Genomic DNA, 12,876 nt, shown 5'->3' with positions numbered 1-12,876 from the left:
TGTGCTCATGCCATCAACACAGTGAAACGCCAGTCGAGGACCGGGGTGTGTGCTGCAGAAGCATTGTGAGAGAACACGAGTGAACGTAGCTGCACTGCGGTTCCATGTTCGAGGGGCGACGAGCCTTCGACGTGTAGTTCGCTGGTGAGGGTATCGCCCTCGTGCACGGGCCCGGTGTGATCGCACGAGTGCCACCCGAGCACTGTCACCAAGTTCGGCAGAGCGCGGGTTGCCTGGGCGAGTGCAATCCCGATGGTGTGGCCGCCGTAGACGAGGCGACCGTGGGCGCCGACGCGCTCGTCGTGGTGCGTCGCTGCGATGTTCAAGCTCAGCCGGGCAAGCTCGGGGGCGCTGGAGACGACGTCGCCGCTGCTGCGAAACACCGAACCCAACAGGTCGGATTCGAAGTGCCTGCCGGGTACGCGCTCTCGATACGTGTCGAGGTCCCAGCCGTCAGGTGACAGGTACGGATCCGGTTCGGACGGACCGATCGCCCCGAGGTCGTCGGCGTGGCGAACTCGCGCCTCGATCGGATCGGGGCTCAGTGGGAGCATGGCGCAGCGGTAGAAGTCGAGGACCGTGTTGCCGTTCTGGTCGGTGGACGTCATCCGCAGCGCGGCAAGACCGGTGCAAGCGCGTCCCGGCTTGGCCGAGTTCTCCCTCAGCCCGACCACCTCGGTTCGTGTGTACAGGGTGTCGCCGAGCACCGGGAAGCGGTGGAATCGCAGTCCACGGTAGAAGAGGTTTGCCTTGACGTGGTGTGTGACCACGGTCGACTGGCCGATGGCGATGTCGGTGACGAGACCTGGATTCGCCACTGGTGCAGCGGAACCCGTGACACTCGACGACAGGTGTGCGTCGAGCGGAAGGCGCATGCGGTCGCCGAGGATCGCCTGATGGGCGGCGGCGAGTCCACTGGTCAACGTGACCGCGGGGGCTTCGTCGAATACCTGTCCGTGGGTGAGGTCGTCGAAGTACGGTCCTCCGACGTAGTGCTCGCTCATACAGTGACTCCTTCGGCTCGGGCAAGCGTACGACGCGCTGCCACGGCCACTGCCTCGTCGAGCATCTGGCCGTCGAGCTGGGCGGCACCCGAACCCAGGTTTTCGGCCTCTTCGAGTGCGGTCAGTACCCGTCTGGCGTCACGGACGGCGTCGTCCGAGGGGGTGAATGCGATAGTGGCCGAGTCGATTTGCGCCGGGTGGATGACCCATTTGCCGTCGAACCCGAGAGCGCTGGTCCAGTGCGCGGCGTGTCGGAAAGCGTCGTCGTCGGTGATGCCGAGGAAGGGCCCGTCGATTGCTGCGACGCCGGCTGCGCGGCAGGCGATCAGGATTCTGTCCTGAATGGCAAGCCAGTGTTCAGGCAGTGCCGAGCGTGAGCGACCCAGCGCTGCACCGAGATCGGCGTATCCGATGATCGCGGCCTGCAGACGAGGAGTCGCGCGGGCGATGGAGTCGGCATTCTGGACGCCGAGCGGAGTTTCGATCAGGGCTTGCAGGGTGGTGTGGTTCCCACCGGCAGTGAAGAGGATGTGCTCGGCCTCGAGTAGTTCGTCGGCGGACTCGACCTTCGGGACGATCACGCTCGTCAGCGATTCCTCGAGGCTGCCGCAGGCGATCAGGTCGTCGCGGGCCCACGGCGTGGTCAGGCCGTTGATTCGGACCGAGATGGTGCGCGCCCCACCGAACTCGAGCACCAAGGAGCTCACGAGGGTTCGTGCCAGGTCCTTGTTCGACGAAGTGACGGCATCTTCGAGGTCGAGAATCACCTCGTCCGCGCACGAAGAGAGTGCTTTGCGGGCCTTGCGCTCGTCCGAACCCGGTGCGACCAGGGACGCGCGGCGTCTGGTCGCGCGGTAGTGGTTCTCGTCCATGTGTGTCGATTACCTCGATCTGGGGATCAAATGTACGGCCAGTTGCGAAATAGATGAGCTGCCGTGAACGGCGTTGATGTGCACCGAACTGCCTCGATGCTGGCAGTTGCTGCGTATCGATGTCAAGGCCGGTATTGACATTGCGCGAACAATATCGAAATATGGCCGTACAAACTTTTTCAAGTCGAGGCGGATTCATGCTCAAGCTCAACGACGAAGAGACATTTCTGATCGAAACCGTGCGCCGGTTCGTCGACCGAGAGGTCAAGCCCACGGTCCAGGAGGTGGAGCACGCGAACGAGTATCCCGAGAAGTGGATCGATCAGATGAAGCAGATCGGGATCTACGGCCTCGCGATTCCCGAGGAGTACGGCGGATCGCCGGTGTCGATGCCTTGTTATGCGCAGGTGACGCAGGAACTGTCGCGAGGGTGGATGTCCTTGGCGGGAGCGATGGGTGGACACACGGTGGTCGCGAAGCTCATCTCGCTGTTCGGTACCGAAGAGCAGAAGGTGAAGTACCTGCCGCGAATGGCAACCGGCGAGATCCGGGCAACCATGGCGCTCACCGAGCCCGGCGGAGGCTCCGATCTGCAGGCCATGACGACCAACGCCAAGAGTGACGGCACAGATCTGATCATCAACGGCGCAAAGACATGGATCACCAATGCCCGCCGGTCCGGCGTGATCGCATTACTGTGCAAGACCGATCCCAGCGCAAGCCCTCGTCATGCGGGCATCTCGATCGTCCTCGTCGAGCACGGCGAAGGGCTGACCGTCTCTCGCGACCTCCCGAAGCTCGGATACAAGGGCGTCGAGAGTTGCGAACTGTCCTTCGACAATTACCGCATCTCCGAGTCGGCCATTCTGGGCGGTGCTCCCGGAAAGGGCTTCGCCCAGATGATGAAGGGGCTGGAGACCGGCCGTATCCAGGTGGCTTGCCGCGCACTGGGCGTCGCCACGGCCGCTCTCGAGGATTCACTTGCCTACGCACAACAGCGCGAGAGCTTCGGCCAGCCGATCTGGAAGCACCAGTCGATCGGCAATTACCTCGCCGACATGGCAACGAAACTGACCGCCGCGCGGCAGTTGACCTGGCACGCGGCGCAGATGTACGACAGCGGCGAGCGCTGTGACATGGAGGCAGGCATGGCCAAGCTGTACGCCTCCGAGGTGGCGATGGAAATCGCGTTGTCCGCCGTCCGCATCCACGGCGGCTACGGCTACTCGACGGAGTACGACGTCGAGCGGTATTTCCGTGATGCACCACTGATGATCGTCGGGGAGGGAACCAACGAAATTCAGCGCAACGTGATCGTTTCGCAGCTGGTTGCCCGCGGCGGTCTGTGACGGAGTGGTGAGCAAGTAGGATCATGTCGCTATGAGCGGTAAGGAAAGAGAGACGGAGCCGGCGTACCAACGCCTCTCTCGTGAGCTTCGTCAGCAGATCTCTGCCGGTACCTACCGCGACGGCATTCAACTGCCCACCGAATCCGAACTGGCGCAGCATCACGGCGTGAGTCGGCAGACAGTCCGCCGAGCCTTTCACGACCTGGTTGCCGAGGGCATCGTGTACCGAGTACCCGGGCGCGGCACGTTCGTGACCGAGAACAGCGGCCGCTATCTCCGTCATCTCGGATCCATCGAAGATCTCATGAACCTTTCGCGGGACACGACGATGGAAGTTGTGGCACCGCTGCAACGGCGCGTGGACATCGAGGCGGCCAGTCGGCTTCGGCTCGACACCGACGTCGTGTACACCGTGGTCTTCCGGCGGATCCACGAGGGAGTTCCGTTCGTTCAGACGACGGCGCATCTGCCGGAGGCGATAGCTCGGCAGATCATCGACCTGCCCGCCATGGCGGCCGGTGCGGTGAGCGCCAATACGGTGATCGGCTTGCTGGAGCCGCTGATCGACAGTCCGATCGTCGAAGCAGCACAATCGATCACGGTGTCCCCGGCAACGGCGGACGTTGCCAGGGACGTCGGTTGCGAAATCGGCCACGCCATGTTGCGGGTAGACCGTTTGTACTCCAACGCGCAGGGCGTTGCCAACGAGTTGTCGGTGAGCTACTTCTTGCCGGAGCAGTACACGTATCGGGTGACACTGCGCCGCGGCGCTCATTAGAGCTGCGCCGGGGCGCACATTAGAACTGCGCCGGGGCGCACATTAGAACTGCGCCGCGGCGTTGTTGCTTTTCTTTGCTGTTCAACACCTTTCAGGGGAGAACTATGCGAATTTTCAATGGAATCGACGACGTGGAGACAGCTGTCGGTGAGCACTTGGGCTACAGCGCGTGGTTCCCGGTCACGCAGGATCGGATCGACAAGTTCGCCGACGCCACCGAGGATCACCAGTGGATTCACGTGGATCCCGAGCGGGCAGCGCAGGGTCCGTACGGCGGCACCATCGCCCACGGCTATCTGACTCTTTCGTTGTTGCCAGTGCTCGGTGCTCAGGTGATGCGTGTCGACGGAATCTCCATGACCGTGAACTACGGCAGCAACAAGGTGCGATTCCCCGAACCGGTCAAGGTCGGTTCTTCGGTGCGAGCCGGTGCGGAGATTCTTTCTTTCGAGCGCTCCGCGAAGGGCGCGACGATTGTCGTGCGGTACACGATCGAAATCGAAGGAGCGGGTAAGCCTGCGCTGGTGGCGGATACCGTGCGCCTGTTGGTCTCCTGATTCCTTTTCCATTCTTCCAGAACGAGATTCGAGGTCAGTTGTGAAACGAGCAGCATTGGTCGCGCCGGTCAGAACCGCGGTGGGCCGGTTCGGAGGGGCACTTCGTGACGTGTCTGCGGAAAGTTTGGCTGCCACTGTCGTCAAGGAGACCGTGCGTCGCAGCGGAATCGATCCGTCTCGCATCGACGACGTCGCGATGGGGCAGTCGTATGCCAATTCGGAGGCACCGTGCATCGGCAGGTGGGCGGCGCTCGAAGCCGGGTTGCCGATTTCGGTAGCAGGCTTCCAGACCGATCGCCGATGTGGAACGGGTCTGCAGGCCATCGTTACCGCGGCCATGATGGTCCAGACGGGTGCGGCCGACGTGGTTCTCGCGGGTGGCGTCGAATCGATGAGCGGGATCGAGCACTACACCACCGGAGCGCGGTGGGGGACCAAATCCGGTGGGCTGCAACTGTTCGACCGCCTCGATCGTGGCCGCGAGCGCTCGCAACCCGAGTGGCGATTCGGCCGGATCAGCGGAATGATCGAAACGGCCGAGAACGTCGCGTTGCGCTGCGGGATCACGCGGGAAGAGTCGGACGCCTTCGCTGTCGACAGTCACCGAAAAGCAACACTGGCAAGAGATTCCGGCCGATTCGATGCCGAAATCGTTGCCGTCGAACAGACTGATCGAAAAGGGAACGTCACACAGTTTCGTGCTGACGAGGGGATCCGTCCGGATACCTCACTCGAAACCCTGGCACGGCTGCGTGCGGTGACACAGGGAGGCGTCGTGACCGCCGGTAACGCCAGCCAGCAGAACGACGCTGCGGCAGCGATGTTGGTGGTCGCCGAGGATCGTCTGGACGAGCTGGGGCTGGAACCCATCGGGTTCCTCGACAGCTGGGCCGCGGCCGGTTGTGAACCGGCGCTGATGGGCCTCGGGCCGGTTGCCGCCGTCTCGAAACTGTTTGCTCGAACAGGGGCAGGCTTTGACGACTTCGATCTGGTCGAGCTGAACGAGGCGTTTGCGTGCCAGGTTCTCGGCGTCGTGAAGGAATGGGGCTTCGAGGACCTCGATCGCCTGAACGTCAACGGTTCCGGCATCTCACTAGGGCACCCCGTGGGAGCGACGGGTGCGCGTATGGCAACGACCGCGCTTCACGAACTCGGCCGACGCGGCGGCGGAAAAGCACTGTTGACCATGTGTATCGGCGGTGGCCAGGGTATGGCGGCCGTGGTGGAGTCCGCCTGACGGGGTTCGCTTCTGGGTACACTTGCGGCGGGGGATCGGAAGTTCTACGGAGGCAGTCGGTTGACGAATGCAGGTGCAGCAGAGACGAGCGGCGCGCTGAGCATCGAGGATGTTCGTCGCGCCAGGGCTGCACTCGAGGGTCTGGACGTCACCAGTTGGTCCGGTCGCTTCGAGCTGCTCTCCGACGCAAACCGTCTGCGTCTGCTGCTCTGCCTTCACCACGCACCGGGTATCTGCGTCACGGATCTGTCCGTGGCGCTGGGGATGAGCGGCACTGCGGTCTCACATGCGCTGCGCCTACTGCGTAGCCAGGGGTGGGTGAGCGCGACGCGCGACGGCCGATCGATGCGATACCAACTGGCAGACGACACCGTTCACCAGCTGTTGCATTCGATCGGCGCCACACATTTTCACGACGAGACACCCACCCCCGGGCACACGCACAGCTGAGCGTCTCTCAAGGAGTCGCGAAGAACTTCTCGACGGCCGGCGCAGCGTTCGGGTTTCCGTTGGTGATTCCCGCGCCGACTCCGGCAACCGTGCCGATGACTCCACCGACGATGCAGCCGGCGATGAAGTTCGGGAAGATCGACAGGCAGCCGATTCCGACGCCGAGGTTGGCTCCGATGAGCGTCGACTGCAAGCCGCCGTTGTTCCAGCCGATATTGACCTCGTTGGCCATCGTGTCGAACGCGGCTTGCTTCGGATCGTTACCGGGGAAGAGCATCAACGCCGCCTGGCTGTTCGACTCGGCGGTCGGAGTCAGTAGGGGCTGGGACGGATCGAAGCCCGCATTCGGGGGCGCTGCGACCGCGGTGCCGGCTCCGGCGCCGACTGCGGCGACAACGAGAACGGACATGGTGAGAGTTCGGGACAGTTTCATGGGGACGGCCAATCTGTCTGTGTGGAACCAGTCGTGAATGGTGGCGGTGCAGTTCGTTAGCCAGAACTCCACCGTCTGGATCGATCGTGCGGACCTCCTCGGGCACAACGGGACCCGTCGTCTCCGCGCGACGGGCCGTGTTTGGTGGCTACCCGACTCCGGGTGCCCTGAAACCGCCCAGTCTCATTCGTTCTTCGACAAACGCGCGCGCAATTCCTCGACCTCGGCTGTAAGCCGGTCGACCTCGGCTTGCAGGGGTTGGCGTGCCAGAGCGAGGGATTCGTCCATGCGCTCCTTGTCGAAGCGAGGTGTGATGTTTCGACTGCAGTTCCAGTCGAACGCTTCGACCTCGATGACGATGGAACGCTGGGCTTTTGCGGTCATGGTGCCGCCGGGAACTTGCAAGAGCTGTTGCAGTAGTGCAGGGTCCTGGTCCTCCTCGATCACCTGCGCACGCCCGTAGATCTTCAATCTCGTCCGCGTCGGGTAGTCGATGACGAACAGCGAGATGCGATTGTTCGCTTCCAGATTGCCGAGTGTCACGAATTGCTGATTGCCGGGAAGATCGGCGAATCCGATTCGATTCGGACCCAACACATGCAGGAATCCGCGCGGGCCGCCGCGATGTTGGACGTACGGCCACCCGTCGGGCGTCACCGTGGACATGAAGAAGGAATCCACGGATTTCACGAATCCCTGAGCGCGGAAATCGAATTCCATCGGGCCTTCGTCGGGCTGATCGAGTTTCGAACCGTAGACGGTGAAACTCCCGGTCGACCGCTGACGCTCCACCGCAGCGGGGGAGAAGGCGATGTGTGCGTATCGGGTCGACATTCTTTATCTCCTGGTGCTCAGTGCCAGCGGTGGTCGGCAACGGCAGTTCGCGGACCGAACTTGGGTTTGACGGCTTGGCCGCTGACCTGCAGAAGCCTCACGGCGCGGTATCGATGCGGTTGAAGGGGCGCGAGGTACTCCACCATCTCGGCGTCGTCTATCGGTTCACCCAGCAGTGACCACCCGACGACGGCAGCGAGGTGGTAGTCGCCGACCGAGAGTGCATCGGAATCGCCGAAGGCGCGCTGAGCCACTTCGGCGGCAGTCCAGATTCCGACGCCGGGCACCGCTCGCAATCGTTTGGTCGCTTCGGCCCGGGGGAACGTGGATGCCTGCTCGAGGCGGTCGGCGACGCGAGCACACTGAACGATCGTCTTGGACCTCGCGGGATCGACGTTCGCGCGATGGAACTCCCATGACGGCATTCGACGCCATTGGTCCGCGGTGAGTGGAACTCGCATTCCGTCGGGTGCCGGGCCGGGCGGGCGCTCACCGAACTTGGTCAGCAGGCGGCGCCACGCGGCAAACGCGTCGATGCCGTGGACGCGTTGCTCGAGGATCGCGGGAACGAGAGCTTCCATGACGCGGCCGGTGCGGCCGATGCGCAGATGCGGGAAGCGTCGATGAGCTTCGGCGAGCTTGGGATGTTCGGGGGCGAAATCTTTGGCTTCGTCGTCGAGACCGAGCAACGCTTCGGCGCCGATCAGTAATTCCGTGGCGCCGGGACCCCACGCCTGCACCCGCACCGAGTGGCGATCCGACTGAGTGATGCGGTAGGTCACAGGACCCGAAAGTTGGCGGGAAACTCGCCAGATCGCTCCGTCGGCGGACCGCCGATGTGCGGGGTCGCCGGGTCCGCGCTGATGCGGGCTGAGCGTCAGCGCGGCATCGAGTGGTCGCTGAGAAGTCACCGTGACTTCGTCGACCGGAGATAGCGGCGTCATCGAGGTCAGCGTATCGCCACCGTCCATCCTCCGTTAAGGCGTGTGTCGGTGGCGCAACGTATTGTCCGAGCCATGATCATCGTGAGCACCGACGGATCCTGTCTGCGAAACCCCGGCGGGGCTATCGGCTGGGCGTGGGTCAATCACGAGGGTCCGAGCATGTCCGGCGGAGAAGCGTCCGGCACCAACCAGATTGCCGAGTTGCGTGCTCTGTTCGAGGCCGTCGTAGCCCATCCCGGCGCGGATCCTCTGCTCATCGAATCCGACTCGCAGTACGCCATCAAGTGCGCTTCCGAATGGTTGCCCAGCTGGAAGCGCAAGGGCTGGAAGACCGCGAGCGGCGGGGCGGTCAAGAACCTCGAATTGGTGCAGAGTATCGATCGAGCCATCACCGATCGTGTCGGACCGGTGCGCTTCCGCTGGGTGCGCGGGCATGTGGGCAACCACTACAACGAGATGGCAGACAAGCTGGCCGGCGAAGCCGCACGCGCCATCGTCTCGGGGGACATCGCGTCGGTGCCGCTTGCTGCCCCGGTGAAGAAGGAGCCGACCGCCGTGAACTCTCCGTACAAAGAGAAGTCCACGACGGCCGAAGAGCCGGCAGATCTGTTCACACTTTTCTGAGCGGTTCAGAAACCGTCGGCAACCTGAACCAGCGCACGGCCGGTGTACTTGCCTTCGCGTACCTGATCGATCACCGAGACGACGTCGCGGACGGCAACGAGGTTCGTGATCTCTTTCAGATGACGTGGTGCGAGGTCGGAGCCCAGACGGGCCCACAGCGCGCGACGGGGTTCGATCGGCATCAATACCGAGTCCATGCCCAGCAGTGAGACTCCGCGGAGAATGAACGGCAGCACGGTCGTAGGCAGCGCGGCGCCACCGGTCAACCCGCTGGCGGCCACAACACCACCGTAGTTGATCGTGCTCAGAACGTGAGCGAGGGTCTTTCCGCCGACGCAGTCGACGGCCGCCGCCCACTGAGATTTTCCGAGCGGGCGAGGCTTGGCGTCGGGATCCTCGGGGAGCCGGCCGATCACCGAAGACGCACCGAGTGAGACCAGAAGGTCTGCCGCGCCGGGCTTGCCGCTGGAGGCGACCACGTCGAAGCCTGCGCTTGCCAGAAGGTCGACACTGACGGTGCCGACTCCGCCGCTCGCGCCCGTCACCAGGACGGGACCGTCGGCGGGCGTCACTCCGCTGGCCAGAATGGCTTGGACACTCATGGCCGCGGTGAATCCTGCCGTGCCGATCGCAGCAGCGTCGGCGGTGGAAATGCCGTCGAGTTTCACGACCCACTCGGCAGGCAAACGGGCGATCTCGGCGTAGCCGCCGTTGCGGGCGGTCCCGATCTCGTAGCCATGTGCGACGACCTTGTCGCCCGGGGCGAATGCGTCGGACTCGGAGGCAATGACCTCGCCGGCGACGTCGATGCCGGGGACGATCGGGTACTCGCGAACCACCCCGCCTTTCGGGGTGACCGCGAGCGCGTCCTTGTAGTTGACGCTCGAATACTCGACGCGAATGGTGACCTCACCTGCGGGGAGGAAGGACTCGTCGACGGTTTCGGGGGCGAAGTCGATGGTGCCGTCGCTTTCGCGGGCGACCCAGGCGTTGAAGGTAGTCATAGGTCGAACATAAAGGCCTTCGGCCCTGTGCGCCTTGTCGGTAGTGCGAACTACCGGAAAGGCGCACAGGGGGCGGAGCCCCTAGATCAAGCTGCCCTCATGCACGGCTCGATCGAACGCGGGCAGCGGACCACCGTCGCGCAGGGTCGACGCCAACGCCGGATCGGCGAGATGGAGGCGGCCGATCGCGATCAGATCGAACTCACCGCTGCCGATGCGCTCCTCGAGCTGTGGGATGTTGTCCACCACCGGCGCAACGCCTTCGATGCGGCTGTCCCGCAGCGACTTTCCGATCCCGACGCTGCCGACCGCCATCGTGACGGCGCCGGTCAGCTTCTTCGCCCAACCCGCTAGCGAGAGATCGCTGCCTTCGAAGGCCGGGACGTCGAAACGCCTGATGCTGGCATCGAGAACGTCGACTCCGGCGTCGACCAGCGCGCCCAGGATGACGCCCAACTCCTCGGGAGTTTCCGCGATCTTGGCGGTGAAATCCTGCTGCTTGTGCTGCGAGAAACGGTAGATGATCGGCAGATCCGGTCCGATGGCCGCACGGATCGCAGCGACGACGGCGGCCGGGAACTTGGTACGACGCTCCAGGTCGCCGCCCCACGCGTCGTCGCGCTGGTTGGTGCCCTCCCAGAAGAAGGAGTCGAGGAGGTAGCCGTGACCGCCGTGGATCGCGATGCCGTCGAAGCCGAGTTCGACGGCGTGCTTCGCGCTGCGGACGTACGCGTCGATGACGTCCTGGATGTCCTGCTCGGTCATCGCTTCGGTGCTCGCCTGTGCGCGCTCGACGTAGGCAGCAGAGTACGAGGTGACGCCGAGCGGGCCCCATTCGCCGGAGGGGCGCATCGGCTTGAGTGAGGGGTCCATTTGCGTCATCGCACCCCACAGCGGTCCGACGTGCCAGAGCTGAGGCACGATCTTGCCGCCCGCAGCGTGCACGTCGTCGACTACCTTGCGCCAGCCGGCCTGAGCGGCAGGGGTGTGGAGGTTGGGGACATTGGCGTGATCGACAGCAGTCTCGTGATCGATCGCGACGCCCTCGGTGACGATCAGTCCGGTTCCGCCCTCGGCGCGTCGGCGGTAGTAGTCGGCGACGTCGCGCCCGGGCACGCCCTCGATGGAGTACGTGCGCGTCATCGGCGACATGACTATGCGGTTGGACAATTCGAGCGAACGGATACGGAGCGGTTGGAACAGCGGGTTGGTCACTTCGTCACAGCGCTTTCATGAATCGGAAGAATCCGGGGTCCTGGTCGACACGGAGCCGCGTGAGCGTTCGGTAGCTGATCAGCCACCTGCCGTCTTCTTTGCGGTATTCCTCGTGGTAGTGGCCGTAGCCGTGTAGATGCAGTTCTTTCTCGCCGTCGTTCCACCACAGCATGTCCTCCATCGCCCAGATACCGGTTGCGGTGGTGGGCGAGGTCAGCACGATTTCGGGAGTGTGCGCGTGGTGTGCCGTGGTGAGGGGGATGTCGCCGTCGAGCATGTTCCGAATTGCCGCGGTGAGCTTGTCGATGCCCACTACCTGGTTCGAGGTGTCACCGGTCTTGGGTTGCTTGTCCGTCGGGAGTCCGCCCCACGTCTCGCTGACGACGTCTGCGGTGTGCAGGGTCGGGTAGACGTGCCACTGCTTGGTGTCCATGCAGCGTAGGCGCGCGGCGAAGACACGTTTGATTTCCTCGATTGCGAGCAGTTCCTCGACGGCACTGATCGACCCCACTTCGGACTCGGCCTGAGACATTCAACCTCCAACGGTGATCGGCAAGATGGGTTCACACTCGGGTGCTCATGGCGGGCCGTCAACGACCTGTCCCGGTGAGCGCGACGGCGCTCGGTATGGTCGAGCGAACGAAAGGGGTGTCAGACGTGTGTACCGAAGAGGTCCCATCGACCGGACCGGAAGAGATCGTCGAGGTTCGGGCTTTCTGGCGCGAGTTGGGTGTTCCGGGCGTGATCGACGTCCATACCCATTTCATGCCGAAGAGCGTCATGGACAAGGTGTGGGGTTACTTCGATTCGGCGGGCCCGATGATCGGGCGACCATGGCCCATCGCTTACCGCCTTGCCGAGGAGGAACGGGTACACCGTCTCCGCGAGTTCGGCGTCCGAGCTTTCACGTCCATGATCTACCCGCACAAGCACGCGATGGCCGAGTGGCTCAACCAGTGGGCCGTCGAGTTTGCCGCGCAAACACCCGATTGCCTGCACACGGCCACTTTCTATCCCGAGGAGTCGGCAGCGTCGTACGTCGGGAAGGCGTTGGAGTCGGGTGCGCGAATCTTCAAGTCCCACATCCAGGTCGGCAACTACGATCCGAACGACCCTCTGCTCGACAAGGTCTGGGGTCAACTCGAGGACTCCGAGACACCCATCGTGATCCACTGTGGATCGGGACCGGCGCCGGGGGAGTACACGGGGCCCGATCGCATTGCTTCGCTGTTGTCACGGTACCCGCGCCTGTCGTTGATCGTCGCGCACATGGGGATGCCCGAGTACAGCGAATTCCTCGATCTGGCAGAGGCTTACGGCAACGTTCGCCTGGATACGACCATGGCCTTCACCGACTTCACGGAAGAGCAGTGTGCCTTCCCGAAGGCCGACGTGTCACGGCTCGTCGACATGCAGGACCGCATCCTGTTCGGCAGCGACTTCCCCAACATCCCGTACCCGTATCTCACGGCCTTGCAAGCGGTTACGCGCTTCGATCTCGGAGACGAGTGGCTGCGAGCCGTCGTGCACGACAACGCTGCCAAGCTCTTCTCGGTGAGCTGAGTCCCACCGAGA

General features: G+C 63.7%; 15 protein-coding genes. 7 read left to right on the top strand and 8 right to left on the bottom strand.

The genetic code is table 11. The features are described 5' to 3' along the window. Positions 1-5 precede the first annotated feature (5 nt). Together ABWI03_RS02160 and ABWI03_RS02155 are read right to left on the bottom strand one after the other, a co-directional pair. Positions 6-1,004: a MaoC family dehydratase gene (locus ABWI03_RS02160; RefSeq protein WP_166809061.1), complete on the bottom strand. Its 999-nt coding sequence runs from the start codon at positions 1,002-1,004 to the stop codon at positions 6-8. Beyond that, complete coding sequence (locus ABWI03_RS02155) at positions 1,001-1,876, bottom strand: HpcH/HpaI aldolase/citrate lyase family protein (RefSeq protein WP_298777122.1); 876 nt, start codon at positions 1,874-1,876, stop codon at positions 1,001-1,003. The genes ABWI03_RS02160 and ABWI03_RS02155 overlap by 4 nt, the downstream gene beginning before the upstream one ends. 197 nt (positions 1,877-2,073) lie before the next feature. Here ABWI03_RS02155 and ABWI03_RS02150 point away from each other — a divergent pair, with 197 nt between their 5' ends. The 5 genes from ABWI03_RS02150 to ABWI03_RS02130 all read left to right on the top strand — a co-directional run bounded on the left by ABWI03_RS02150 (position 2,074) and on the right by ABWI03_RS02130 (position 6,247). Continuing rightward, positions 2,074-3,225, top strand: coding sequence for an acyl-CoA dehydrogenase family protein (locus ABWI03_RS02150; protein ID WP_095973186.1), 1,152 nt, complete (start codon positions 2,074-2,076; stop codon positions 3,223-3,225). 31 nt (positions 3,226-3,256) lie between these two features. Beyond that, complete coding sequence (locus ABWI03_RS02145) at positions 3,257-4,003, top strand: GntR family transcriptional regulator (RefSeq protein ID WP_298777123.1); 747 nt, start codon at positions 3,257-3,259, stop codon at positions 4,001-4,003. 104 nt (positions 4,004-4,107) lie between these two features. Beyond that, entirely contained in the window at positions 4,108-4,560 is a 453-nt protein-coding gene (locus tag ABWI03_RS02140; protein WP_095973159.1) for a MaoC family dehydratase, read from the top strand. Positions 4,561-4,600: 40 nt separating this feature from the next. After that, positions 4,601-5,797, top strand: coding sequence for an acetyl-CoA C-acetyltransferase (locus ABWI03_RS02135; protein WP_298777124.1), 1,197 nt, complete (start codon positions 4,601-4,603; stop codon positions 5,795-5,797). 60 nt (positions 5,798-5,857) lie between these two features. Continuing rightward, a complete protein-coding gene (locus ABWI03_RS02130; protein WP_298777125.1) occupies positions 5,858-6,247 on the top strand; it encodes an ArsR/SmtB family transcription factor in 390 nt (129 codons plus the stop codon). A 7-nt stretch (positions 6,248-6,254) separates the two neighbouring features. Here the strand turns inward: ABWI03_RS02130 and ABWI03_RS02125 are convergent, their stop codons facing one another. The 3 genes from ABWI03_RS02125 to ABWI03_RS02115 form a co-directional block, all read right to left on the bottom strand. Beyond that, the gene (locus tag ABWI03_RS02125) at positions 6,255-6,752 is read right to left on the bottom strand and encodes a hypothetical protein (protein WP_003940625.1); all 498 of its coding nucleotides are present in this window, start codon (positions 6,750-6,752) and stop codon (positions 6,255-6,257) included. Positions 6,753-6,863: 111 nt separating this feature from the next. Beyond that, complete coding sequence (locus tag ABWI03_RS02120) at positions 6,864-7,514, bottom strand: pyridoxamine 5'-phosphate oxidase family protein (RefSeq protein WP_200316840.1); 651 nt, start codon at positions 7,512-7,514, stop codon at positions 6,864-6,866. 17 nt (positions 7,515-7,531) lie between these two features. Beyond that, complete coding sequence (locus tag ABWI03_RS02115) at positions 7,532-8,485, bottom strand: DNA-3-methyladenine glycosylase family protein (RefSeq protein ID WP_298777126.1); 954 nt, start codon at positions 8,483-8,485, stop codon at positions 7,532-7,534. Between the two features lie 45 nt (positions 8,486-8,530). On the opposite strand from ABWI03_RS02115, the gene ABWI03_RS02110 reads away from it, so the two are divergent. Next, the gene (locus ABWI03_RS02110; RefSeq protein WP_007729467.1) at positions 8,531-9,082 is read left to right on the top strand and encodes a ribonuclease H family protein; all 552 of its coding nucleotides are present in this window, start codon (positions 8,531-8,533) and stop codon (positions 9,080-9,082) included. 5 nt (positions 9,083-9,087) lie between these two features. On the opposite strand, the gene ABWI03_RS02105 is transcribed toward ABWI03_RS02110, so the two are convergent. The 3 genes from ABWI03_RS02105 to ABWI03_RS02095 form a co-directional block, all read right to left on the bottom strand. Then, positions 9,088-10,086, bottom strand: coding sequence for an acrylyl-CoA reductase family protein (locus ABWI03_RS02105; protein ID WP_166809066.1), 999 nt, complete (start codon positions 10,084-10,086; stop codon positions 9,088-9,090). A gap of 81 nt (positions 10,087-10,167) precedes the next feature. After that, positions 10,168-11,301, bottom strand: coding sequence for an oxidoreductase (locus ABWI03_RS02100; RefSeq protein WP_124569210.1), 1,134 nt, complete (start codon positions 11,299-11,301; stop codon positions 10,168-10,170). Positions 11,302-11,305: 4 nt separating this feature from the next. Further along, positions 11,306-11,833, bottom strand: coding sequence for a nuclear transport factor 2 family protein (locus tag ABWI03_RS02095; RefSeq protein WP_166809067.1), 528 nt, complete (start codon positions 11,831-11,833; stop codon positions 11,306-11,308). Between the two features lie 125 nt (positions 11,834-11,958). On the opposite strand from ABWI03_RS02095, the gene ABWI03_RS02090 reads away from it, so the two are divergent. Beyond that, the gene (locus tag ABWI03_RS02090) at positions 11,959-12,864 is read left to right on the top strand and encodes an amidohydrolase family protein (protein ID WP_298777127.1); all 906 of its coding nucleotides are present in this window, start codon (positions 11,959-11,961) and stop codon (positions 12,862-12,864) included. The last annotated feature ends 12 nt before the right edge of the window (positions 12,865-12,876 follow it).

The sequence above is a fragment of the Rhodococcus baikonurensis genome, assembly GCF_040489275.1.
Taxonomy (GTDB): Bacteria; Actinomycetota; Actinomycetes; order Mycobacteriales; family Mycobacteriaceae; genus Rhodococcus_F; species Rhodococcus_F baikonurensis.
This window is presented reverse-complemented; position numbering and strand designations above follow the sequence as displayed.

Excerpts from the sequence above, each read along its gene's own strand:
- ABWI03_RS02160 (WP_166809061.1), bottom strand. The coding sequence starts at position 1,004 with ATGAGCGAGCACTACGTCGGAGGACCGTACTTCGACGACCTCACCCAC.
- ABWI03_RS02155 (WP_298777122.1), bottom strand. The coding sequence starts at position 1,876 with ATGGACGAGAACCACTACCGCGCGACCAGACGCCGCGCGTCCCTGGTC.
- ABWI03_RS02150 (WP_095973186.1), top strand. The coding sequence starts at position 2,074 with ATGCTCAAGCTCAACGACGAAGAGACATTTCTGATCGAAACCGTGCGC.
- ABWI03_RS02145 (WP_298777123.1), top strand. The coding sequence starts at position 3,257 with ATGAGCGGTAAGGAAAGAGAGACGGAGCCGGCGTACCAACGCCTCTCT.
- ABWI03_RS02140 (WP_095973159.1), top strand. The coding sequence starts at position 4,108 with ATGCGAATTTTCAATGGAATCGACGACGTGGAGACAGCTGTCGGTGAG.
- ABWI03_RS02120 (WP_200316840.1), bottom strand. The coding sequence starts at position 7,514 with ATGTCGACCCGATACGCACACATCGCCTTCTCCCCCGCTGCGGTGGAG.
- ABWI03_RS02115 (WP_298777126.1), bottom strand. The coding sequence starts at position 8,485 with ATGGACGGTGGCGATACGCTGACCTCGATGACGCCGCTATCTCCGGTC.
- ABWI03_RS02110 (WP_007729467.1), top strand. The coding sequence starts at position 8,531 with ATGATCATCGTGAGCACCGACGGATCCTGTCTGCGAAACCCCGGCGGG.
- ABWI03_RS02105 (WP_166809066.1), bottom strand. The coding sequence starts at position 10,086 with ATGACTACCTTCAACGCCTGGGTCGCCCGCGAAAGCGACGGCACCATC.
- ABWI03_RS02095 (WP_166809067.1), bottom strand. The coding sequence starts at position 11,833 with ATGTCTCAGGCCGAGTCCGAAGTGGGGTCGATCAGTGCCGTCGAGGAA.